This window comes from Arthrobacter sp. StoSoilB5, from assembly GCF_019977235.1.
In the GTDB taxonomy this organism is placed as follows: Bacteria; Actinomycetota; Actinomycetes; order Actinomycetales; family Micrococcaceae; genus Arthrobacter.
Genome location: NZ_AP024646.1, coordinates 1,377,808 through 1,401,088 on the forward strand (window position 1 = coordinate 1,377,808; position 23,281 = coordinate 1,401,088).

A 23,281-nucleotide genomic window follows, 5' to 3' on the forward strand; every position below is an offset into this window, starting at 1 on the left:
GAGATATTTCCCAGCCGGCTCGTAGATTCCCCACAGGCAACGAGTGTTATAGGGATGTGACCTGAATCACTTATGTTCAGGGATCAATTGCACTAGTTTGAGTCTTAATCAGGAACACACCTGAGTTATCGCATCAAAGGCAGTTCGCACCTTTCGATCGAGGAGACAACGAATGTTTGATCTTTCCCAAGCGGCGCCCCGAGCCGCCAAGCTTACAGCGCTTGGCATTGGGGTTGCCCTCCTGGCCACAGCTTGTGGTGGGTCCTCCACGCCGAGCCAGACCGGGTCAAGTTCCGCCGCCGCTGCAGGCATCTCCTGCCCGGCTCCGAGTGGAGGGGCGGGAGCCGGCAACAGCCAGGCTGCTACCAACACGGGATCCGTACCTCCCTCGACCACCACTACCGCCACTCCTCTGAAACTTGGATCGCTTCTGCCGACAACGGGGTCGCTCGCGTTCCTCGGCCCACCCGAAATCGCTGGCGTTAACCTCGGTATCAAGGAAGTCAATGATGCAGGCGGCGTCCTGGGCGCTCCGGTTGCGGTTGTGCACCGCGATTCCGGTGACACCAAGACCGACATCGCAACACAGTCCACCACCGCCCTCCTGGGCCAGGGCGTGAGCGCAATCATCGGTGCGGCTTCGTCCGGTGTTTCCAAGACTGTCATCAACCAGATCACGGGCGCTGGGGTCATCCAGTTCTCGCCGGCGAACACGTCCCCTGACTTCACTACATGGGACGACAAGGGCCTTTACTGGCGTACTGCTCCCTCCGACGTCCTGCAGGGCAAGGTCCTGGGCAACTACATGGCTACCTGTGGCGCCCAGACTGTGGGCATGATCGTCCTCAACGACGCCTATGGCACGGGCCTGCAGAAGAACGTCAAGGCAGCCTTTGAGGCCGCTGGCGGCAAGGTTGTGGCCGAGGAACTGTTCAACGAGGGTGACTCGCAGTTCAGCAGCCAGGTGGACAAGGTCATCGCCGCCAAGCCGGATGCGATCGCACTGATCACCTTCGACCAGGCAAAGAGCATCGTCCCCCTGATCACCGGCAAGGGTATTAAGCCCACGCAGCTGTTCATGGTTGACGGCAATACCTCGGACTACAGCAAGGACTTCCAGGCCGGCACCCTGAAGGGCGCACAGGGAACCATCCCCGGTACCTTCGCAAAGGATGCCTTCAAGCAGAAGCTCCTCGCTATCGATCCTGCACTGAAGGATTTCAGCTACGCCGGCGAGTCCTACGACGCCGTGAACCTGATCTCGCTGGCCTCTGAAGCGGCCAAGAGCACCAAGGGTACGGACATCGCAGCCAAGCTGAAGGAAGTTTCCCAAGGCGGCGAGAAGTGCACCGACTTCGCTTCCTGCGTAACTTTGCTTCGCCAGGGCAAGGACATTGACTACGACGGCCAGTCGGGTCCGGTAACGTTCTCCGACGCCGGTGACCCCACCGAGGCGTACATCGGTATCTACGAGTACCAGGACAACAACACCTACAAGCCGGTCCGTGAAGAGTTCGGCAAGCTCTAAGCCAAAGCCCTGGTTAGACCGCAACAAAGCAACAGGTCCCCTTCCGCACAGGAAGGGGACCTGTTCTGCTTCATGTGCCCCTCGTCCACGGCTCGGGTGGGCTGTGTTGTGGGGCCTGGTGTGCGTGGGTGGGGGTGGTTTTGGGGCGCAGAGCGGGCCTCGCAACGGGGGCACGAAGGAGGGCCTTGGGTAAACCCAAGGCCCTCCTTGAACGCGAAATGCGGCTGCTAGACCTCGTCTGCCAGGGTTCCCAAGTACAACTGGATGACCTTGGGGTCCTTCATGAGCTCGCGACCCGTGCCCGTGTAGGCATCCTTTCCTTGGTCCAGGACGTAGCCACGGTCGCAGATCTGCAGGCAGCGGCGGGCGTTCTGTTCCACCATGATGACTGAGACGCCGGCGCGGTTGATCTCGTGGACTCGAAGGAAGGTCTCGTCCTGCTTGACGGGGGAGAGGCCCGCCGATGGCTCATCGAGCAGGAGTACCGCGGGATCCATCATGAGTGCGCGCCCCATGGCTACCATCTGGCGTTCACCGCCGGAGAGGGAACCGGCGCGCTGGGCACGTCGCTTGGCCAGCTCCGGGAAGAGGCTGGTGACGAAGTCGAAGCGTTCAGCGAACGCCTTGGGCCGCTGGAACATGCCCATCTGGAGGTTCTCTTCGATGGTGAGGGTTGCGAAGACATTGTTGGTCTGGGGGACAAAGCCGACGCCCTGCGTAACCAGCTTGTTGGCCTTCAAACCGGTGAGATCCTGGCCCCGGACCACCACTGTGCCGGAATGGACTTTCACCAGGCCGAACATGGCCTTCAGCAGGGTGGACTTACCAGCACCATTGGGGCCGATAATGCCGATCAGCTCGCCCTTGCGGGCCTCGATGGAGCAGCCGTTGAGGATGTTGACGCCAGGAATGTAGCCCGCCACCAGGTTGGTGACTTTGACGACGGATTCACTTGCCGGAGCATCTGCCGAGGCGGGCATTGCACTGGTGCTGCTCATTTCCCGTCCTCCTTCTTGGTTTCTACGATGTCGGACAGTATGCCTGCGTCTTCTGTTCCCACTACCGATTCTTCGTCGGCTTCAAGTTCTGCCTCGAGCACCTTGATGCCCTCTGCGTCGCCGAGGTCAACATCGTGGTGTGCGCCAAGGTAGGCGTCGATCACGGCGGGGTTCTTCATGACTTCGCCGGGAGGACCCTCGGCCACGATTTTTCCTTCTGCCATGACTACTACCCAGTCTGCGATGTGGCGCACCATGTTCATGTCGTGCTCCACGAAGAGGACCGTCATGCCCTCAGCCTTGAGGTTCTTAATGTGGTCCAGCAGGGACTGGGTCAGTGCCGGGTTCACGCCAGCCATGGGCTCATCCAGCATGACGAGCTTGGGCCGCACCATGAGGGAGCGGGCCATCTCGAGGAGCTTACGCTGACCGCCTGAGAGGGAAGCCGCGTAGTCGTCCTTCTTGGTGTCCAGCTTGAACTTCTCAAGGAGCACGTCTGCTTGTGCCGTGATCTCCTTCTCGCGGCCACCCCAGATGCCCTTGAACAGAGCCTTGGAGAGGCGCTCGCCCGGCTGGTTTGCTGCACCCAGCCGCATGTTTTCCATGACTGTCAGCTTGCCCATGACCTTGGTCAGCTGGAATGTCCGCACCATGCCCATGCGTGCCACTTTGTAGGACGAGACGCCGGCAATGCTGTTTCCTTCAAACTGCCACTTGCCGCTGTTTGGAGTGTCAAAGCCCGTGAGCAAGTTGAACAGTGTGGTCTTGCCGGCACCGTTGGGCCCAATCAAGGCCGTGATCTTGTGGCGGGGGATCTCAAGGTATTCGACGTCCACGGCGTTGATGCCGCCGAAGGACCGCGTAACGTTTTCGGCGACGACGATCGGATCCCGCTTCTTGCAGCCGGGAGTGTTTTCTCCGACCGCGATGGGACGCGAATCGGTCATGTAATCAATGTTTGCCTCGTCCCCTGTAGTGGCGCGGTGGGCAGGGCTACCAGTGTTACCAGTGCTGGATGGCGTAACTGGGTTGATTGGGTTGTTGCTGTTTTGTTCGTTGGTCTCACTCATGCGAAAGCAAGCTCCTTCTTATTGCCGAAGACGCCTTGCGGGCGGAAGATCATCAGGAGCATCAGGGCCACACCAACAAGGATGTAGCGCAGCTGGCCGGCCTGGACAGTGGTCAGCCATGTGATGGCTCCGGATTCGATGAGCCCATACAGCAGGCTCTGCGTCAGCGAGAGCACCACCCAGAAGATCATGGCTCCGATCACTGGGCCTAGGACGGTAGCCATGCCACCGAGCAGGAGACAGGTCCAGAGGAAGAACGTGAGCTCGGTGCCGTAGTTGGACGGCTGGACGGCTCCGCGGGGGAGGGTGAAGATCATGCCTGCCAGAGCGCCCAGGATGCCACCGATAATCAGGGCCTGCATCTTGTAGGAGTAGACGTTCTTGCCGAGCGAACGCACGGCATTCTCGTCCTCGCGGATACCTTTCAGGACGCGGCCCCATGGGCTGCGCATCAGCAGCCACACCAGCAGGCAGCAGATAATGACCAGGCCCCAACCCACAACCCGGATGAAGAAGTCGCGGTTGTTCATTCCCATGTAGGACCCCTCGGGGAAGGGATTCATGGAATAGAAGCCGCCCTCGAACGCTGCCAGGCCGTTGGCTGAACCCGTGACGCTGGTGAGCTGGTTGGTGGTGACCACGTAGCGGACAATTTCAGCCGCCGCGATGGTGACGATGGCAAGGTAGTCCGCCCTCAAACGCAGTGTTGGAATACCCAGGATGAAGGCGAAGATGACCGAACACAGGACCGCGATAAGCAATCCGATGAAGAAGGGGGTCTTGAAGGTCAACGTGGAAATGGCGAAGCCGTAGGCGCCCACGGCCATGAAGCCGGCCTGGCCGAAGTTCAACAGGCCTGAGTAGCCGAAGTGTACGGCGAGGCCCAGAGCAGCAAGTGCGTAGGCCGCCGTCGTTGGACTGAACAGTTCGCCAAGGGCGCTGGAAAGAATAAATCCGAAGTCCATGGCCCGCTCCTAACCCACACGCTCACGCCGGCCGAGGATACCCTGCGGTCGGAACAGAAGAACAACGATCATGATGAACAAAGCGCCCACGTACTTGAGGTCGGCCGGGAGGCCAAAGACTGTGGTCAGCTCCACGAAGATACCGACGACGATGGAGCCGATCAGGGCACCGAAGACGGTTCCCAGGCCACCGAGCGTCACGCCGGCGAAGATGAGCAGCAGGATTTGCGAGCCCATGTCGAACGTCACGCCGGGCCGGTAGTAGGCCCATAGGATGCCACCGAGGGAAGCGAGAACACCGCCAACGATCCATACAAGCCGGATGACCGAGTCGACGTCGATGCCGGAAGCAGCCGCCAACGCAGGGTTGTCTGCCACCGCACGGGTTGCTTTACCGAGACGTGTCTTCAGCAGGATGATGCCGATCAGGGCGATCACCACGGCGCTGATCAACAGGGACCACAGGTTGTTCGGAGAGATGGAGATGGGCCCGATCTGGACCTCAGCGCTCTGGGCTCCGGGCAGCTGTTGGGTAGCGCCACCGAAGAAAAATTGGATGACGTAGCGGATAGCCAATGCCAGGCCGATGCTGACGATCATCATGGGGACCAGGCCTGAACCCCGCCGCCGAAGGGGACGCCATAGCCCGGCGTCCTGAACGTACCCGAAGAGCCCACCACCGATCAGCGAAAGCAGGATGGCCAGCCAGAACGGCAAACCGAAACCGTTGAACATAAAGACGAGCACAGCACCCATGGTCACCATCTCGCCGTGGGCGAAGTTGGTGAGGCCGGTGGTACCGAAGATGAGGGACAAACCCACGGAGGCAAGTGCCAGCAGAAGGCCGAAACTCAATCCTGCAACGAGGCGGTTGAGGAGGTTCTGGCCGAAGTCCTGTTGCTGGACGACGATGCCTTTGCCGAAGGCGAAGATCACCGACAGGTTGGACGTTTGGTTGAACGTGACGTCGCGGGGATTCTCCTGGCCATCGGCAAGCTTGATGCCCTCCGGCAAGGTGGAGGTATCCAGCTCAACTCTGTACGTGCCCTGCACGGGGACGCCAATGTTCCAGGCGCCGTTGGCTCCGGAGGTTGCTTCGCCTTCAAACCCGTTGCCCGAGGCCTTGATCTTCACGCCCGGTATGGGCGCGCGGGCGTCGTCGCGGAGGAAGCCGCTGATATTGTTCTGGAAATTCGTTGGGGATGGCGAAGGCGAGGGGGTGGTTGCCTCCGCCGCGGGGGCGGCGATCAACAGAGCGGCAATGAGGGCTGCGAAAAACGCCCCCACGGCTCTCTGCGGTCCCTTGGACCGTCTCATGGACGGGTCGCGAAGTGTGCTTCTCAAAATGGAAACCTCCACAGTGGGGGTGGTCCCGGCTGCGCCATTGCAGCCGGTGCGAACGGTCATGGGGCTTGCGAACAGTTCCTGCCTAGCTGCCTCGATTGTGATCTAAGTCACCCATGTGTGGCCTATGTTACCGCTCGGTGCGGATAAAAAATGCCCTGCATAGAGGTCAGAAGATAGCGATCGGATAACAACTGTGAAGTCCTGGGCAACAAGCAATCTTCCACATTCGTGTCACGGTTGAGTTTCGTCTGGGTGAACAAGGGAACTTTCCCTGCCGTGCGCGCGTGGTAATTGGTACCGTGAATTATCACTTAGCCCTTTTTCAGGAGGACACCCGCAATGGCACTTGGCGGAAACCCTATCTTCAACGGAAAGAATTTCCGTGGAGCCAAACAGGCACCGCCTGTTCCGCAAAATCCGTATTCCAACCCGTACGGCCAGCAGTTTAACCAGGCACCTGGCCGCGCGCCTGGACAGGTCCTCGACGCCCAGTCCGCTTGGTCGGCTCCGCAGCAGAACATGACCAACGAACAACTGCAGCAGATGTACAACCAGCCGGCAGCGGGCCCCGCCGATACCGGCCGGATGACCTACGACGACGTCATCATGAAGACCGTCGCCTGCCTTGTTGCCCTGGTCATCGGCGCGGGTATTACGCTCTTTGTGGCTCCCGGCCTGTCCACCATGCTCATGATCGTCGGTGCGCTGGGCGGATTCGTCCTGGCCCTCGTCAATACCTTCAAGAAGCAGCCGTCACCGGCACTGATTCTTGCGTACGCCGGCCTTGAGGGCTTGTTCCTCGGTGGCCTGACACGGATTCTTGACGGAATGTTCCCGGGCGTCGGCCTCCAAGCGGTCATCGGGACGCTGGCCGTCTTCGGCGTCACGCTACTGCTCTTCAAGAGCGGCAAGGTCCGTGCCACACCCAAGATGGTGCGATTCTTCATGATTGCCACCATCGGCTACGCGGTCTTCGCACTGATCAACCTCGTGATGATGTGGACCGGTGCAGTCCAGGAGCCGTTTGGCCTTCGCACGAGTATCACGATTGCCGGCATCCCGCTTGGCGTCTTCATTGGCATCCTTGCAATTGGCCTGGCAGCCTTCTCGCTCATTATGGACTTCACCAGCATCGAGGAAGGTGTCCGCGCCGGCGCCCCTGAGCGCTACTCCTGGATTGCCGCCTTCGGGCTGACGGTCACGCTGGTTTGGCTCTACGTCGAAATCATTCGGCTTCTGGCAATTTTGCGCGGCGACGACTAACTCCGCTTGAGTTCACGAAAATGCCCCCGAAAATTCTTCGGGGGCATTTTTCTTTACTCTGCCGGCCCGGCTCAAAGGACACCCCTCAGAGGACGCCTCAGCTGAGGCGTTCGAAAACAACAGCCATTCCCTGACCGCCTCCCACGCACAACGTGGCCAAGCCAAGCGTGCCGTCGCGTTCCTTCAGTCCGTTCAAGAGCGTGGTGGTCATGCGCGCTCCGGTCATGCCAAACGGGTGGCCCAAGGCAATGGCGCCACCGTGGACATTGAGCTTCTCTGCGTCGATGCCCAGCTCCCGGGCGCTCGCTACCACCTGGACGGCAAAAGCTTCATTGAGCTCCACGAGGTCGATATCGTGAATCGTCAGTCCTGCCCGTGCCAACGCCCGTTGCGTTGATTTAACGGGTCCCATGCCCATCAGCTCGGGCGAGAGGGCAGACACACCGGTGGACACAATGCGCGCCAACGGCTGAAGTCCGAGGTCGCGTGCACGGGCGTCGCTCATGACGAGGACGGCGGCGGCGCCATCGTTGAGTGGGCACGCATTCCCCGCGGTCACTGTGCCTTCGGGACGAAATACGGGCTGGAGAGTGGATACAGCTTCCAGGGTCACTCCTGCCCGCGGGGAATCGTCCCGATCAACCACCGTGCGATCCTTTCGCGTGTACGGCGTGATTTCCCGGGCATAGAAACCCGAGGCAATGGCAGCCTCGGCGCGATTTTGGCTCAGCACGCCCCATTGGTCCTGCTCGGCCCGGCTGATTCCGTAAGTGGTGGCCACATTCTCCGCTGTCTGTCCCATGGCGATATAGATATCGGGAAGCCTCCCGCCAAGCCGCGGGTCCGTCCAGGGAATGTTCGACGCCGCCCGGGCTGCCGTTCGCTGGGCTGCCGACTCGAAGAGCGGGTTGTGGTTGCCGGCGTCGGTTTGCCCGGCCCCTGCCCAATTCTGGTATCTCGAAACACTTTCCACCCCGGCCGAGACGATCGCATTCGCTTCCCCGGCTTTGATGGCGTGGAAGGCCATCCGGAGGGTCTGCAGGCTGGACGCGCAGAATCGGTTGACGGTAGCGGCCGGTACGTGGTCCAGGCCTGCGAGGACGGCGACCACACGGGCCATGTTGGAGCCCGCTTCCCCGCTGGGTTCGGCGCAGCCCAGCAGGATGTCATCAAGCCCGCCGCCGTCTTCGGCAGCAGGATTGAAACTTGGAACTTTCGCGAGAGCGGCCTGCACCATGGCAGTAGCAAGGTCGTCGGGACGTTCGTCCTTAAGGGAGCCTTTGAAGGCCCGGCCAATTGGACTTCTGGCAGTGGAAACGATGACAGCCTCAGTCATGGCCCCAGCTTACGCCCGGCATCTGGAAGGACGGCGGGCGTAAGCCGTGGGACGGTCAGGCCAGGCGAAGGGCGCCTGCCGCTGGAGTCACGGTGAAGATGTCCGGGGCGGTGAAGCCCCTCTCAGCGAAGGAACGCACGACGGCGTCGCGAACCTGCTGCTCCTGGCCCACCGGAGTCAGGGCGATGGCAGAACCGCCGAAACCCCCACCCGTCATGCGGGCGCCGATCGCGCCGTTGGCCCGGGACGTCTCCACAGCGAGGTCCAGCTCAGGGCAGGAGATCTCGAAGTCGTCTCGCATGGACACATGGCTGGCGTCCAGCAACGCGCCAATGCTGGCGGGCCCTTCGCTGTTGAGGATTTCCACGGTCTGGAGCACGCGGTCGTTTTCGGTGACGACGTGCCGAACCCTGCGTAGGGTTGTCTCGTCCAGCAAGCCGGAGGCTTCCTCCAAAGTTTCCACGCCGACGTCGCGCAGTGCTTTGACTCCGAGGATCTCGGCACCCAACTCGCAGGACGCGCGCCTGGAGGCGTAACCGCCGTCTGCATGTGAATGGGACACCTTGGTGTCGATGACCAGCAGGACCAGGCCCTCCGCATCGAAGGGGACCAGGTCAACGTGCTGGTCCCGGCAATCCAGGAACACAGCGTGCCCCTTGGCTCCACGGAGGGAAGCTGACTGGTCCATGATGCCGGTGGGTGCTCCGACGAACACGTTCTCAGCGCGCTGCGTCGCAAGCACCAGATCCTCGGCGCCTAAACCTGCCCCGGTGAGGTCGTTGAGGGCAGAAATGACCGCACATTCGATTGCGTGGGAGGAAGAGAGTCCAGCACCCAGCGGAACGTCGGAATCGAGCAGGAGGTCAAAACCGGGAACGTCGATGCCACGTTCCTTCAAGGCCCAGGCGACTCCGAGCGGGTAGCGTGACCAGCCCTGCCCGGATCCCGGTTCCAAGCCGGAGAGGTCAGCCTCCACCAGGCCGTGACCACCGAACATGGACAACAGCCGCACGGTGGAATCCCCGCGAAGCCGAACAGCCACCTTGGCTGTCTTATCAATAGCGAAGGGCAGGACGAAGCCCTCGTTGTAGTCCGTGTGTTCACCGATCAGGTTGACGCGCCCCGGTGCCTGCCACACGCCGTCGGGAACTGAACCAAAGGTCTCCTGGAAGCGCGCGGAAAGCACGCTGGTGTCAGTGGTGGTGGTCATGCTCGGGTGCCTTCCAGGGTCTCGGCCAACTGTGTGGCGTCTGTGGCAGCAGCGACGTTGCGCAGTCGCTCCGCCACGGCTTCCGGGGTGGTGTCGTTGATGAACGCGCCCATCGCTGCTTCGGAACCCGCCAGGTACTTGAGCTTATCGGCAGCGCGGCGCGGTGACGTCAGCTGCAAGTGCAACTGGCCGGCTGGGCGCAGGATCGGATCCAACGGGGCTTGGTGCCAGGCGGAGATGTACGGCATCGGGGTCGGGTACAGGGCATCAAGGCGCTTCAGCAGGTCCAGGTAGACGTGGGAGAGTTCGTCGCGTTCTTCGCCCGTCAGGGCTGCCAGGTCGGGGACGCTGCGGTGGGGGACAAGATGGATTTCCAGGGGCCAGCGAGCAGCGAAGGGCACGTAGGCGCTGAAGTGATTGGCTTCGAGAACCATGCGGCTGCCATCCTCGCGTTCTGCCTTGAGGAGCGAGGCGGCGAGCGTTTCTTTGGCGTCGACGTCGTCGTAGTACTTGCGGGCAACCGCGCCAAGGGTGGCCGCCCGGGGCGTGACGTAGGGGTACGCATATATCTGGCCGTGCGGGTGGTGCAGGGTGACCCCGATATCAGCGCCGCGGTTCTCGAAGGGAAAGACCTGTTTGATGCCGGGCAGTGCGCTTAGCGCCTCAGTGCGTTGTGCCCAGGCCTCGATGACCGTGCGGGCGCGGGTCTGTCCCAACTCAGCAAAGGACCCCGTGTGCTGCGGGGTGAAAGCCACAACTTCACAACGACCGAAGGCGGGCCCGGTGACGGCGTGGCCGGCGAATCCGTTCCCCGGGATCTCCGGAATGTCGCCCAGTGCCGGTCCCAGCGAGGGGAAACGGTTCTCGAAGACCACGACGTCGTAATCCGGGGCGGGGATCTCCGACGGGTTGTCAGCAGTGGTGGGGCAAATGGGGCACTGGTGCGCCGGCGGGAGGTGGGTGCGGCTTTGGCGGTGGGCAGCCACTGCTACCCACTCACCGGATAGGGCGTCATACCTGACCTCGCCGGGCTCGCCGCGGGCCGGCAGCTCGCGGTGGTCCACCAGCGAGTCCGGTGTGCGCTCGGGAGTTCCGGGGTCATCGAAGTAGATCAGCTCACGGTTGTCAGCGAGGCGGGTGCTGGTAATGCGACTCATGGATCCATCATCCCACAAGCAACCAAAAACGCATAGTTTCAAACAAAAGCTAACATGTCGCTCGTGGTGAAAGGACGTGAATGCAGTACGGTATTGCCATGCCTGCCACTTCCCCATCCGCCGAAAACGGGGCCGATTCCGCACCCCGCCGCTTCGCCACTGGCCGCCAATTCGAGCTTCGCCGCGACGACGCGCTCGCCATAGTCACCGAGCTCGCGGCGGGTCTGCGGTTGTATTCCCGCGACGGTGTCCAATTAACCGAAAGTTACGGCGACGCCGAGATTCCGCCGGGAGCCACAGGAATCGCGCTCGCCCCGTGGGCCAACCGGGTGGAGGATGGCATCTGGTATCTCAACGGCAAAAAGCAGCAACTCGACATCACCGAGGTCTCACGCAACAACGCCAGCCACGGACTCCTTCGGAACTCCGGCTATACGTTGGTGGATGAATCCGAATTCTCGGTGACGCTTGAAGCAACCGTCTTCCCACAGCATGGCTACCCTTTCCTTGTCCGGCACCTTGTCCGGTATGAGCTCGACGGAAACCTGGACCTTCGTGTCTCACAAACGCTGGCCAACGATTCCGAGGCCAGTGCTCCGTTCGTCCTTGGCTCCCATCCATACCTGCGTCTTGGCGACGTAACCCCTGAGGATTTGATCCTGACGGTCAACGCAGCCACGCGCCTCGTAGCGGATGATCGACTGATTCCCCGCAGCACCGCCTCTGTGGAAGGCGATTGGGACTTTTCCGGGGGTCGTACGGTGGGCAGCCTGGACATCGACGTCGCCTTGACGGACCTGACGTTCGACGGCGGCGTGGCCCGCCACACGCTCACGGCGCCGGATGGACGCAGTGTCTCCCTCGAACAGGACCAAAACTGCCAGTATGTCCATGTGTTCGTCACCGACACCTTCCCTGGCCGTTCCAAAGTGGTCGCTATTGAGCCCATGACCGGTCCAGCCAACGCCTTTAACAGTGGGGACGGTTTGCGTTGGCTTGCGCCGGGGGAGTCCTTCACCATGACGTGGGGGATTACCGCCTCCCTCTAGACCATGCACGCGCGGCGGGCCGGTTTCCCTTACGGGGCGGCCTGCGGAAGTATGGGTTTATGACGCCAACACCGGACGCCAAATCACGTTCTGACCTACAAATCGCCCAAGACATTCCCTACGGAGTGCGCATTGCAGCCGCATGGTCGTGGCGGATGGGCCTGATCCTGTTGATGATCGGCGCCTTGGTGTGGCTGCTTGGCAAGGTCAGCTTCCTCATTATTCCGGTGATGGTCGCTGCCCTCCTGGCCGGACTCCTCTACCCAGTGGTGGTCTGGTTGCGCAAGCGGAACCTGCCCAACGGTGCGGCCGTGGCCATCACGGTGCTGGGTTTCATTGGGGTCATCGGAGGCGCGCTTGCGCTGGTAGGAAGGCAGCTTGTCTCGGGATTTGAGGAGCTTTGGACTGAGGCCCTCACGGGAATCCAGCAGATCCAGGACTGGCTTGCATCCGGGCCCCTGCACCTGACGGCTGCCCAGATTGACCAGTACATTTCCGACGGCGCCACTGCCCTGCAGGACAACAGCAGCAGCATCCTCAGCGGTGCTTTGTCCTTTGGCAGCACCGCCGGACACTTCGCCGCCGGCTTGGTCCTGGCACTCTTTATCCTGATCTTCTTCCTGCTCGAAGGCACCAGGATCTGGGCGTTCCTGGTCCGGCTCCTGCCCAGGGCAGCCCGAAGGGCAGCTGATGGTGCCGGACGGCGCGGCTGGACTTCGATGGTCAGCTACGCCCGGATCCAGATGTTCGTCGCGTTCGTGGATGCGGTGGGCATCGGTGTCGGCGCCGCCATCATCCAGGTACCCTTGGCACTTCCGCTCGGTGTCCTGGTGTTCATTGGTTCGTTCATTCCCGTGGTGGGTGCGTTGGTCACTGGTGCGATCGCCGTCCTGCTGGCACTGGTCGCCAATGGACCCGTGAATGCCCTGATCATGCTGGCCATCGTCTTGCTTGTCCAGCAACTGGAAAGCCATATCCTGCAGCCGCTGGTCATGGGCAAGGCTGTGGCACTTCATCCCGTGGCAGTGATCCTTTCCGTGGCTGCGGGATCCTATCTCGCAGGCATTCCTGGAGCGCTCTTTGCAGTACCACTGCTCGCCGTAGTAAACACGGCGGTTCGCTACATTGCCGGCCGGACGTGGGAACATGATGAAGGATTGGGTGCGGCCGAGCTGCAGCCTGGGGCCGCATCCACGGAAACGGATGGCGACTCCAACTTCAAGGAAGTCCACCTTCCGAGAGTCGGATCCCACGGCGCCAGCGGCGCTGCCGGCAAGACCAGGACCGCAGATAACACCTCCGTCCAGGAGCCTGCAGTTGACACCAATAAAGGAGAATAGTCAGTGAATACCCTCGAAACCCTGCCCGTCACACTGGACGATGTCCTCAAGGCGCAGGAGCTGCTCGAGGGCATTATTACGAAGACTCCGGTGGAGTCCTCCCGTGCGCTGGGCAGCCTCGTGGGCGGCAATGTTTTTTTCAAATGCGAGAACCTGCAGCGTGCCGGATCCTTCAAGGTCCGTGGCGCCTATGTGCGGATGGCGCGCCTGACTGATGCCGAAAAGAAGCGCGGGGTGGTGGCTGCCTCTGCAGGCAACCACGCCCAGGGCGTAGCCGTAGCCGCAAAGAGCCTGGGCATCAACGCCCGGATCTACATGCCGCTGGGCGTCGCGCTTCCCAAGCTTGCAGCAACGCGCAGCCACGGTGCCGAAGTTATCCTGCACGGCCACAACGTGGATGAGGCACTGGCCGAAGCCCAGCGCTATGCCAATGAAACGGGCGCCGTTTTTGTGCACCCCTTTGACAACGTGGACGTCGTCGCGGGCCAGGGCACCATTGGGCTGGAGATCCTGGACCAGATCCCCAACGTGGACACCATCCTCATGGGTGTTGGCGGCGGCGGACTGCTTGCAGGCGTCGCAGTGGCCATCAAGGCAAGGGCCAAAGAGCTCGGCCGCGAGATCCGCGTCATCGGAGTGCAGGCGGAAAACGCAGCAGCTTACCCTCCGTCCCTCGCCGCCGACGCCCTGGTGCCCCTCAAAAAGGTTTCCACCATGGCCGATGGCATCGCTGTGGGGCGGCCAGGGCAGCTTCCTTTCAGCATCATCCGCGAACTCGTGGACGACGTCGTGACCGTGAGCGAGGATTCCCTCGCACGGGCCCTGATCTTCCTCCTGGAACGGGCCAAGATGGTCGTGGAGCCGGCAGGCGCGGTGGGAGTAGCCGCGCTGATGGACGGCAAGATCGAAAACCCCGGGAACACCGCCGTCGTGCTTTCCGGTGGCAACATCGATCCGATGCTGATGCTCAAAGTCATCCAACGCGGTCTCTCTGCCGCGGGCCGGTTCATGACGGTGCGAATGATGCTGGACGACCGCCCGGGCTCACTGGCTACGATCGCCCGCATCATTGCCGAAAACGACGCCAACGTCACGGGCCTGGACCACACGCGCCTGGGCGGCTCCATCAGCATGGGCGATGTTTCCATCACCATCAACCTGGAAACGAAGGGCCACGAACACGGCGAACAGGTCCTCGGCGCCTTGAGGGCCGAAGGCTTCCAGCCGATCGTGGTGCACTGACAGGAGTCGCGGACATGGTGCTCGAAACGCCTGACGGATCCAAGGCCGAGGCCAAGGAGACACTCGCGGGCCGAGCCAAGGGCGGCCTGCTGTTCATGGGCAGCTTCGTGATCCTGCTTTACGTCATCGAGTTCCTCAATACGTTGATGAGGCATGGACTCAACGGGACTTTTGGGTTGCGGTCGCGCAGCCTGGACGGCGTGCTGGACATCCTGACGTTCCCACTGCTGCATGCGAACCTCAACCATTTGCTCTCCAACACCCTGCCACTCATCATTTTCGGTTTCCTGGTTTTCCTGGCTGGCATCAGGGTGTTCCTCACAGCTTTGGCCTTTAGCTGGCTGGGTTCTGGCTTGACGGTGTGGCTTATTGGCGGGGGAGGAGTGACAGTGGGGGCGTCCGGGCTGGTGTTCGGGTTCTTCGCATTCCTTCTGGTCAGGGGCTTCTTCAACAGGAACTGGTGGCAGATTCTTCTGTCCGTGGTGCTCTTCATGGCGTACGGCAGCATTCTCTTTGGTGTGCTGCCCACCGTCATGGGCTTTATTTCGTGGCAGGCCCATCTGGGCGGGGCCATTGGAGGGGTCATCGCGGCCATCCTGCTGCGTCCGAGACTCCAGGCCGCCACCTGACCCAAGTAAGTCGCATTTGTGCGCGTTATGAGCTCTCAAAACGCGCACTGCTGCGACCCAGTTGGGTTACCCGGGCACGAAAAACGCCGGCCCACCCCGGAAAGGGGTGGACCGGCGTCGGGCTTTTCGCGCTGCCTAGGCGACGTACGGCTTGGCGGAAACGATCTCCACCGGAATTTCCTTGCCGTTGGGGGCGGTGTAGCTCAGCTTTTCGCCCTCCTTGTGGCCGATGATGGCGGCACCGAGCGGAGATTTCTCGCTGAAGACATCGAGGTCGGAGTCTCCGGCGATCTCGCGGGAGCCGAGCAGGAAGGTCTCCTCGTCCCCGGCGATGCGGGCAACAACCAGCATGCCGGGCTCCACGATTCCGTCATCGGCAGGGGCCTCGCCCACCTGGGCGTCGCGCAGGAGTGCTGTGAGCTGACGGATGCGGGCTTCAATCTTGCCCTGCTCTTCCTTGGCTGCGTGGTACCCGCCGTTTTCCTTGAGGTCGCCTTCTTGGCGGGCGGCTTCGATCTTCTGGACGATTTCCGCCCGGCCAGCGCCGGAAAGGTGGTCCAGCTCAGCCTTCAAGCGGTCGAAAGCTTCCTGGGTAAGCCAAGCTGCTGTGGCGCTATTGGTGGTAGACACGGATTTCTCCTCTTGATCTGACAAAGCAAAGACCCCGCCGAGGTGGCCACTCGTGGAACTCAGTAACCAACTTAACGGGGTGAAGGTTTCATCCATTGTAGTAAATCCTCTGGACGAACCCAAACTGGTTGAGTCGTGGGTCACACGATTGTTATTTCCCGCTGTCCACGATCCAGCAATTATCCACTACGCCGGACACGGCTGGAGACTCGGTTCTCAACACTGTGCGCTGGGATGTCGTACTCCCGCCGTCGGCGCCGTCCTTAGGCTCATTAGGGCCGATCTCAACCACTTTCCAGCCCACCACCGCGAACTTGGAATCCATGGCCTTCACGGCGCATTTCGCTGTGGCTCCGGGGTACTTCGTGACTTGGTAGTCGACCTCGGCTTCAGTGCCATCCACGGTGCTGTATCCGATGTCCTTGAAGGTGACAGGGGCTTGCGCGGAGGATGTTGCCACCCATGCTGCGAACACAATTCCGAGGACCAGGGCCACGATGACGATGTTCCGCCTCGATGTACGGCTCAAGCCGCGCTTTTGACCACCGTAGCGATTGGCTAGGCTGTTGCTTGCCGGTAGTTCGGTGGCCGATAGGTCCTCTGAAGTCACCCATCCAGTTTAGTGCGGATCCCGGCACCTCCTGCACAGTCCTGATTTAGCACCGTCCATGAAAGAGGAGCCGTCGAGTGACAGCGTCCAGCAGTTCCGAGCAGCAGCTGCGGCTGCTCGCCGTCCACGCTCATCCGGACGATGAGTCCAGCAAGGGTGCAGCGACCATGGCGATGTATGCCGCTGCAGGAGTAGAGGTCATGGTCGCCACCTGCACCGATGGTTCCCGGGGCGACATCCAAAACCCTGGAATGGTGGAAGCTCCGCACCCCAAGCGGGACATGGCAGGCGCGCGCCGGCTGGAAATGGCCAACGCGGCGGCCGTGCTTGGTATCCGGCAGCGCTGGCTTGGGTTCGTGGACTCGGGCCTGCCCGAGGGTGATCCCCTTCCGCCGCTACCGCCGGGATGCTTTGCCCTGCAACCGTTGGAACGCGCCACGGCTCCGCTGGTCCGCTTGGTCCGCGACTTCAAGCCGCACGTCATCATCAGCTACGACGAAAATGGTGGGTACCCGCACCCGGACCACATCATGGCCCACAAGGTCGCGGTGGAGGCGTTTGAGGCAGCGGGCGACGCCACGCGCTACCCCGGAACAGGGGAGCCGTGGGCACCCAGCAAACTCTATTACGATCGCGCCTTCAGCCCCGAGCGCTTCCGTGCACTGCACTTTGCGCTGGAAGAAGCTGGGCTGCAGTCGCCCTATGCTGAGCGGCTGGCCGCCTGGCTTGAAGCCGATGCAGAGGGCCACACTCCTCCCGCTCCCGCACGCCAGACCACCACGCAGGTGGACTGCGGTGACTTCTTCGAGGCCCGTGATGACGCCCTCCGGGCGCATCGAACGCAGATTGATCCCGTGGGTTTCTTCTTTGCCGTCTCACCTGAACTGCAGCGAACGGCGTGGCCATGGGAGGACTACACGCTGATCACGTCCCGGGTCCCTACGGAGTTACCCGAAAAGGATCTCTTTGCGGGGATAAGATAAGTATCGCCACTAGTTTCTATCGTTTGTAGAAGTCGCCGGCGGCCATAGAACTGCCCCGCTCACGCTGAAGCCAGCCGGCATGCATCAGCTCCCATAGAAGGTTTGAACGTGCACCACTTGATCCTCGCCCTGACCGTCAGCCCGTCGCCGGACCCCACGGGGACGCTGCGGCCTGGCCTGTCCGAGGACCAGGTGACCCCAGGCACCTGGGGTTTCGTCCTCACGGCCTTCATCGTGATCCTCACGACGTTCCTCATCGTGGACATGGTTCGCCGTATCCGCAGGGTTCGGTACCGTGCGCAGGTGGAGGAAGCACGCTTGGCGGCCGAGGCTGGGACTGCTGACGCCGGCACCACGGACGAGAACGGCGATGCCGGTCCAGGGACCCGCTGACCCGCGCAGAAACAACTGGCCCGGGGCTGCCAACGTCCTGGGCGCAGAACCGTCTGCCTATTTGCGCCAACACGCCGATAATCCTGTCTTCTGGCGCCCCTTTGGAGACGAGGCATTTGCTTTCGCGGCTGCCCGGGATGTCCCCGTGTTTCTCTCCATCGGGTATGCCGCATGCCACTGGTGCCACGTCATGGCCCACGAGTCCTTCGAGGACCAGGAAACCGCGGACTACCTGAACGCCCACTTTGTGCCCATCAAGGTGGACCGCGAAGAACGGCCGGATGTCGATTCTGTCTACATGGCTGCCACGCAGGCCATCAGTGGCGAAGGCGGCTGGCCAATGTCCGTTTTCCTGACTCCGGACGGCCTCGCCTTCCACGCAGGCACGTACTTCCCGCCAGCTCCCATGCCCGGCCGGCCGTCCTTCCGGAACGTGCTGGAGGCGGTCCACGAGGCATGGATTGAACGCCGCGAAGCTGTTGAACAGAACGCCAGGGGACTGGCCGCCAACATGGCCAATGCCCAGCTGTCATCCGCCGTACGGCTTGATGGCCCGCCCGAAGAACTTGATGCCCGGCTTCTTTCGGATGCCGTGAAGATTTTGGCCCGGTCTGAAGACCCAGACGCCGGCGGGTTTGGCGGCGCCCCAAAGTTTCCGCCGTCGGCGGTTCTTGAGTTCCTCATCCGCAACGCTGCGGCTGCGCCGGAGACGGCGGACGCTGCGCGTGACATGGCCGCACGCGCACTGGCCGGGATGGCGCGTTCGGCGCTCTGTGACCAGCTCGACGGCGGTTTCGCCCGGTACTCTGTCACGGCGGATTGGTCCGTGCCCCACTTCGAGAAAATGCTCTACGACAATGCCCAGCTCCTGCGTGTCTACGCCCACTGGGTGCGGCTAGGGGGCAATGAAGTGTTCCCGCCTGAGGAAGCGGCGGAGACAGCATCCATGTGCGCGGACTGGATGCTGGCCTCGCTGGGGCTGCCAGGGGGTGGCCTGGCTTCGTCGCTGGACGCCGATACCGTGGTGGACGGTGTGCACCACGAGGGCGCAGCGTACCTATGGACGCCAGGGGCCTTGCGTGAGGTCCTCGGCCCTGATGACGCCGCGGCCGTGGCCCGCATGATGAATGTGGGCGCCCACGGGACCGTCTCGGAATTGGGTTCGCCGCTGCATCCCGGCCGGCCCTTGTCCGCCTCCGAATCCAGGCTCTGGCACCGGGTCAGGCCTTCCGTCCTTGCCGCGCGGGATCTCCGGAACCAGCCCGCGAGGGACGAGAAAGTGGTGGCTGGTTGGAACGGGCTCGCGATAGCGGGGCTGGCCGAGGCCGGAGCCGTGCTGGGCCGCCCGGATCTCGTGGCTGCCGCTGGGAAGGTTGCTGCTTATCTCGAGAATGTGCATTGGAATGCTGAAGACGGGCTGCTGGTCCGGGTCTCGCACGATTCCAAGGCCCGCGGCATTGGGGGACTCCTGGAAGACTACGCGTTCTGCGCAGAGGGCCTGTTTTCCCTGTACGCGGTGACGGGGACAAAGCGCTGGTACCGTCTCGCGGAGCAACTCATCCAGGCCGCTGAAGCGCATTTTGTAGAGGACGGACACCTTGCTGATTCGGCCGGGGAATCGGGGCAGGTGTTCAACGCCCAGGGGCAGCGCGCTGCCCTTGATCCGTTCGACAATGCCACGCCCAGCGGGGCAGCCGGGTTTGCTGGCGCGCTGCTGACGTATTCCGCCTACTCAGGCTCACATGCCCACCGCCTCATGGCGGGGAATATCCTGGGCTTGCTTCCGCCGCTGGCAACACGGGCACCTCGCGTTGCCGGTTGGCTCCTGGCCACGGCGCAAGCGGCGCTGGCCGGGCCAGTGGAGGCCGCCGTCGCTGGCCCTGGGTCGCGTTTGCGGCAGGAACTGCACGAAGCGCTTCTCAAATCGGCCAGCCCGGGACTGGTGGTCGCAGTGCAAGAGGACGACGCCGCGTCCCCGGCTGGTGATGGCGAGGTCCCCTTGCTGGTTCATCGCGCGGGTGGGCCCGACGGCTCTCCCCAGGTGTATTTGTGCCGGGATATGGTGTGCGAAAGACCGGTGGGGACGGTCGCGGAGGTGCACTCCATGCTGGCACGGATGACCTCCGGCGCCTGAGGGAATGGTGGACTGCTGCCGGCTGGCGGGCTGCTGCCTGGGTGCCTAGCTGAGGACGGCCAACATGATGGCGACGAAGTGTGCTGCGAACGCCAGGACCGTGAAGGCGTGGAAGAGTTCGTGGAAGCCAAAGTGCTGGACGCTGAAATTGGGCTTCTTGATGGCGTAGAAGACCGCTCCGGCGATGTAGAGGGCGCCGCCTACGCAGATGAGGACGGCAGAGTCGGTATTCGCTGCAAAGAATTGTGGGAGATAGAAGAGCGCCCCACAACCCAGCGCAATATAGATGGGCACGTAGAGCCACCGCGGAGCGTCTGTCCATAGAACCCGGAATAGGACGCCGACAATGGCTGCGGACCAGATAATCCACAACAACGTGATGGCCTGGGAACGTTCCAGAAGCGACCAAGCCAGCGGCGTATAACTTCCGGCGATCACCATCATGATGTTTGTGTGATCAAGCCGCTTCAGCACCAGGCGGGTTTTTGGAGACCAGTTTCCGCGGTGGTAAACCGCACTCACGCCAAAGAGTAAGACACCCGTCACAGCATAGATGGCGGAAGTAATTTTTCGGTCGGCAGTGGGGGCAAGGGCCACCAGGGCGATTCCGGCCGCGAGGGCGAAAGGGGCGGCAATGGCATGGATCCAACCGCGCCATGCGGGCTTGATTGTGAGGAGCTCGGCCATCGTTTAAGGGTAACCTACGCTTTGGTAAGTTACTCTTCGGTAGCCTTTGCTCGATGTGAATCTGGCCCACCCTGCACCAGCCTGGCAGCTCGGGAAGGTAGCCTTGGATGTGCGCCGTCGTCGTAAGAGCAAGGAAGTCAGGTGAGAGTCCGGTGGAACTGCCCGGTTTCCTCTATGGCTTCTACGAACGTCGACTCCTTCGCTCCCTGAAGCAAGACCGTATCCCGCGGCATATCGGTGTCATGGTGGACGGCAACCGACGGTGGGCCCGCCAATTCAACGCGCCAACCAGCCAGGGACACCAGGCTGGGGCGGACAAAATCCACGAGTTCCTTGGCTGGTGCCAGGAGCTAGGCGTCAAAGTAGTGACGCTGTACATGCTGTCCACAGACAACATGAACCGCTCAGGCGAAGAGCTTGACCTGCTCATGGGCATCATAGCCAACACCATGGACCGCCTGGACGAAAACGAGGACGTCTCCGTGCACGCCATGGGCGCCCCGGAGCTTCTGCCGGACTACTTGGCCGAACGTCTGAATAAGCTAACGGCCCGCACGCCGGTCCACGAAAAAATCCACGTGAACGTGGCAGTCGGCTACGGAGGCAGGCGTGAAATCGTCGACGCCGTGAAGGAACTCCTCCGCGACGCCGTCGCCAAGGGACGCACTATGTCCGACGTCGCAGATGAACTCTCGGTGGACGACATCTCACGTTTCCTTTACACGCGTGGCCAACCCGATCCGGACCTCGTCATCCGCACCTCCGGTGAACAACGGCTTTCCGGGTTCCTGATGTGGCAAAGCGCCTACAGCGAGTTCTACTTCTGCGAGGCCCTCTGGCCGGCATTCCGCAAGGTCGATTTCCTGCGGGCGCTCAGGGATTATGCCGGGCGCCAGCGTCGCTTCGGAACCTAGGTGCGCGTCGGTTCACCAAAATTTTACGATCCGGACATGCGACTTGCCGACGACGGATTACGGAAATGAATGTGCCGAGGATTACGTTAATCCCATCAGCAGGCAAAACCGCCCGCTGATCGGGGAGGCCAGTAGATGGAGCGAACTATCGCACCAGTTACATGGGAGGCCACGCCCGGCCTTCCGGCCGAGCCGCTTCACCATTAGGCCGGGCGACCGCCCGGGGCTGGAGTCGATGTGGCTATTTCTGAGCAACTGCCCGCAATGGTTTCCGACGGGGAAAGTGCAGCTACCTCTCGCGCCAAGAGGGTCTCCCAAAAAGCGCGGACCGCAACGTCCGCGACAGGCCGCAGCTACGTGATCGATACATCCGTCCTGCTCTCCGACCCGCACGCGCTACTGCGCTTTGCAGAGCACGAAGTGATCGTCCCGATCGTGGTCATCAGCGAACTGGAAGGCAAGCGCCACGATCCCGAACTTGGGTACTTTGCCCGCAAAGCTTTGCGGCTCCTGGACGACCTCCGAATCGAACATGGTGGACTGGACCACGCGATACCCATCGGTGTGGACGGCGGCATGCTCAGGGTAGAGATGAACCACATTTCCACGGAGGTCCTTCCCGCGGGCTTCCGTGGAGGCGACAACGACAGCCGAATCCTGGCAGTAGCCAAGAACCTGGCCAACGAGGGCCACAACGTCACCGTGGTGTCCAAGGACCTCCCCATGCGCGTCAAAGCCTCCGCCATGGGACTGCACGCAGACGAATACCGCAACGAACTGGTCAAAGACTCCGGCTGGACCGGCATAGCCGAAGTGGAAGCCAGCGAAGACGAAATAACCACCCTTTACGGCCATGAGCCCGTCTTCATTCCCTCCGCTGCGGAACTTCCCGTCAATACCGGCCTCGTGCTGCTGTCCAACCGTGGCTCGGCCCTGGGCCGCGTTGGTGCCGACAAGCAAGTCCGCCTCGTCAAAGGCGACCGCGACGTGTTCGGCCTGCACGGCCGATCAGCGGAGCAGCGGCTCGCCATAGACCTGCTCATGGACCCCGCAGTGGGCATCGTCTCCATCGGCGGACGTGCCGGCACCGGCAAATCGGCCCTGGCACTCTGTGCGGGCCTTGAGGCCGTCCTGGAACGGCGTGAACACCGAAAGGTGGTCGTATTCCGGCCGCTGTATGCCGTAGGCGGCCAGGAACTGGGATACCTGCCCGGATCCGAATCGGAAAAGATGAACCCCTGGGCGCAGGCCGTGTTCGACACACTGGGAGCGTTGGTCAGCCAAGAAGTTGTGGAAGAAGTCATGGACCGGGGCATGCTCGAAGTCCTGCCCCTCACCCACATCCGCGGACGTTCACTGCACGACGCCTTCGTGATCGTGGACGAGGCACAGTCATTGGAGAAGAACGTCCTGCTGACCGTGATGAGCCGCATCGGCCAAAACTCCAAGATCGTCCTCACCCACGACGTCGCCCAGCGCGACAACCTTCGGGTCGGGCGGCACGATGGCGTCGCCGCCGTCGTCGAGACCCTCAAGGGACATCCGCTGTTCGGCCACATCACACTGACCCGGTCTGAGCGGTCGCCGATTGCGGCCCTGGTGACGGAGTTGCTCGAAGGGGCTGAAATCTAGGTGGGCTGGTGCCGCGCGGTGGTCACCTCCGCGCGGCAGCGGCCTCCCGCCGTCGCTTAGACACCACGCAAAAGGCCCCCTGCGGTCGCTGGGCGACCTCCGGGGGCCGATGCGTCGCGATGCGCTCCTTTCCGGGAGACCGCGGCCGCGCTATATTCGACGCC

At 62.2% G+C, this 23,281-nt stretch carries 21 protein-coding genes; 11 read left to right on the plus strand and 10 right to left on the minus strand.

Going from position 1 to position 23,281, the window contains the following annotated elements:
- The first annotated feature begins 172 nt into the window (after positions 1–172).
- The gene (locus LDN75_RS06385) at positions 173–1,528 is read left to right on the plus strand and encodes an ABC transporter substrate-binding protein (RefSeq protein WP_223936310.1); all 1,356 of its coding nucleotides are present in this window, start codon (positions 173–175) and stop codon (positions 1,526–1,528) included.
- A gap of 227 nt (positions 1,529–1,755) precedes the next feature.
- On the opposite strand, the gene LDN75_RS06390 is transcribed toward LDN75_RS06385, so the two are convergent.
- From LDN75_RS06390 to LDN75_RS06405, 4 genes are all read right to left on the minus strand, one after another.
- Entirely contained in the window at positions 1,756–2,526 is a 771-nt protein-coding gene (locus LDN75_RS06390) for an ABC transporter ATP-binding protein (RefSeq protein ID WP_223936311.1), read from the minus strand.
- Positions 2,523–3,473 (minus strand): ABC transporter ATP-binding protein, encoded by a 951-nt coding sequence (locus tag LDN75_RS06395; protein WP_223937507.1) that lies wholly within the window; start codon positions 3,471–3,473, stop codon positions 2,523–2,525. The genes LDN75_RS06390 and LDN75_RS06395 overlap by 4 nt, the downstream gene beginning before the upstream one ends.
- A gap of 119 nt (positions 3,474–3,592) precedes the next feature.
- Entirely contained in the window at positions 3,593–4,561 is a 969-nt protein-coding gene (locus tag LDN75_RS06400; RefSeq protein ID WP_223936312.1) for a branched-chain amino acid ABC transporter permease, read from the minus strand.
- A gap of 9 nt (positions 4,562–4,570) precedes the next feature.
- The gene (locus LDN75_RS06405) at positions 4,571–5,968 is read right to left on the minus strand and encodes a branched-chain amino acid ABC transporter permease (protein WP_223936313.1); all 1,398 of its coding nucleotides are present in this window, start codon (positions 5,966–5,968) and stop codon (positions 4,571–4,573) included.
- Positions 5,969–6,247: 279 nt separating this feature from the next.
- Between LDN75_RS06405 and LDN75_RS06410 the strand changes: the two genes are divergently transcribed.
- Complete coding sequence (locus tag LDN75_RS06410) at positions 6,248–7,171, plus strand: Bax inhibitor-1/YccA family protein (RefSeq protein ID WP_223936314.1); 924 nt, start codon at positions 6,248–6,250, stop codon at positions 7,169–7,171.
- A 97-nt stretch (positions 7,172–7,268) separates the two neighbouring features.
- Here the strand turns inward: LDN75_RS06410 and LDN75_RS06415 are convergent, their stop codons facing one another.
- The 3 genes from LDN75_RS06415 to galT are packed head-to-tail and all read right to left on the minus strand — an operon-like array spanning position 7,269 to position 10,874.
- On the minus strand, positions 7,269–8,507 hold the full coding sequence (locus LDN75_RS06415) for an acetyl-CoA C-acetyltransferase (RefSeq protein ID WP_223936315.1): 1,239 nt from the start codon (positions 8,505–8,507) through the stop codon (positions 7,269–7,271).
- A gap of 55 nt (positions 8,508–8,562) precedes the next feature.
- Positions 8,563–9,717, minus strand: coding sequence for a galactokinase (gene galK, locus LDN75_RS06420; RefSeq protein WP_223936316.1), 1,155 nt, complete (start codon positions 9,715–9,717; stop codon positions 8,563–8,565).
- Positions 9,714–10,874 carry a galactose-1-phosphate uridylyltransferase gene (gene galT, locus LDN75_RS06425; RefSeq protein ID WP_223936317.1) on the minus strand — a complete coding sequence of 387 codons (1,161 nt, stop codon included), beginning with the start codon at positions 10,872–10,874 and terminating at the stop codon, positions 9,714–9,716. Before galT ends, galK begins: the two co-directional genes overlap by 4 nt.
- A gap of 80 nt (positions 10,875–10,954) precedes the next feature.
- On the opposite strand from galT, the gene LDN75_RS06430 reads away from it, so the two are divergent.
- The 4 genes from LDN75_RS06430 to LDN75_RS06445 are packed head-to-tail and all read left to right on the plus strand — an operon-like array spanning position 10,955 to position 15,134.
- Positions 10,955–11,923, plus strand: a complete 969-nt coding sequence (locus LDN75_RS06430) for an aldose 1-epimerase family protein (protein WP_223936318.1) — start codon at positions 10,955–10,957, stop codon at positions 11,921–11,923.
- Between the two features lie 59 nt (positions 11,924–11,982).
- On the plus strand, positions 11,983–13,263 hold the full coding sequence (locus LDN75_RS06435) for an AI-2E family transporter (RefSeq protein ID WP_223936319.1): 1,281 nt from the start codon (positions 11,983–11,985) through the stop codon (positions 13,261–13,263).
- A 3-nt stretch (positions 13,264–13,266) separates the two neighbouring features.
- Positions 13,267–14,505 (plus strand): threonine ammonia-lyase, encoded by a 1,239-nt coding sequence (ilvA, locus tag LDN75_RS06440; RefSeq protein ID WP_223936320.1) that lies wholly within the window; start codon positions 13,267–13,269, stop codon positions 14,503–14,505.
- 14 nt (positions 14,506–14,519) lie between these two features.
- Positions 14,520–15,134 carry a rhomboid family intramembrane serine protease gene (locus tag LDN75_RS06445; RefSeq protein WP_223936321.1) on the plus strand — a complete coding sequence of 205 codons (615 nt, stop codon included), beginning with the start codon at positions 14,520–14,522 and terminating at the stop codon, positions 15,132–15,134.
- Between the two features lie 135 nt (positions 15,135–15,269).
- Here LDN75_RS06445 and greA read toward each other — a convergent pair whose 3' ends face one another.
- Both greA and LDN75_RS06455 read right to left on the minus strand, forming a co-directional pair.
- Entirely contained in the window at positions 15,270–15,764 is a 495-nt protein-coding gene (greA, locus tag LDN75_RS06450) for a transcription elongation factor GreA (protein ID WP_223936322.1), read from the minus strand.
- 151 nt (positions 15,765–15,915) lie between these two features.
- Positions 15,916–16,374, minus strand: a complete 459-nt coding sequence (locus LDN75_RS06455) for a DUF4307 domain-containing protein (RefSeq protein ID WP_223936323.1) — start codon at positions 16,372–16,374, stop codon at positions 15,916–15,918.
- Between the two features lie 77 nt (positions 16,375–16,451).
- On the opposite strand from LDN75_RS06455, the gene mca reads away from it, so the two are divergent.
- From mca to LDN75_RS06470, 3 genes are all read left to right on the plus strand, one after another.
- Positions 16,452–17,357, plus strand: coding sequence for a mycothiol conjugate amidase Mca (gene mca, locus LDN75_RS06460; RefSeq protein ID WP_223936324.1), 906 nt, complete (start codon positions 16,452–16,454; stop codon positions 17,355–17,357).
- Positions 17,358–17,465: 108 nt separating this feature from the next.
- Positions 17,466–17,750 carry a hypothetical protein gene (locus LDN75_RS06465; RefSeq protein ID WP_223936325.1) on the plus strand — a complete coding sequence of 95 codons (285 nt, stop codon included), beginning with the start codon at positions 17,466–17,468 and terminating at the stop codon, positions 17,748–17,750.
- A complete protein-coding gene (locus tag LDN75_RS06470) occupies positions 17,728–19,884 on the plus strand; it encodes a thioredoxin domain-containing protein (protein WP_223936326.1) in 2,157 nt (718 codons plus the stop codon). The genes LDN75_RS06465 and LDN75_RS06470 overlap by 23 nt, the downstream gene beginning before the upstream one ends.
- A gap of 45 nt (positions 19,885–19,929) precedes the next feature.
- Here the strand turns inward: LDN75_RS06470 and LDN75_RS06475 are convergent, their stop codons facing one another.
- Positions 19,930–20,571, minus strand: a complete 642-nt coding sequence (locus tag LDN75_RS06475; RefSeq protein WP_223936327.1) for a hemolysin III family protein — start codon at positions 20,569–20,571, stop codon at positions 19,930–19,932.
- A gap of 107 nt (positions 20,572–20,678) precedes the next feature.
- Here LDN75_RS06475 and LDN75_RS06480 point away from each other — a divergent pair, with 107 nt between their 5' ends.
- Together LDN75_RS06480 and LDN75_RS06485 are read left to right on the plus strand one after the other, a co-directional pair.
- A complete protein-coding gene (locus LDN75_RS06480) occupies positions 20,679–21,485 on the plus strand; it encodes an isoprenyl transferase (protein WP_223936328.1) in 807 nt (268 codons plus the stop codon).
- A 237-nt stretch (positions 21,486–21,722) separates the two neighbouring features.
- Positions 21,723–23,117 carry a PhoH family protein gene (locus LDN75_RS06485; RefSeq protein WP_223936329.1) on the plus strand — a complete coding sequence of 465 codons (1,395 nt, stop codon included), beginning with the start codon at positions 21,723–21,725 and terminating at the stop codon, positions 23,115–23,117.
- The last annotated feature ends 164 nt before the right edge of the window (positions 23,118–23,281 follow it).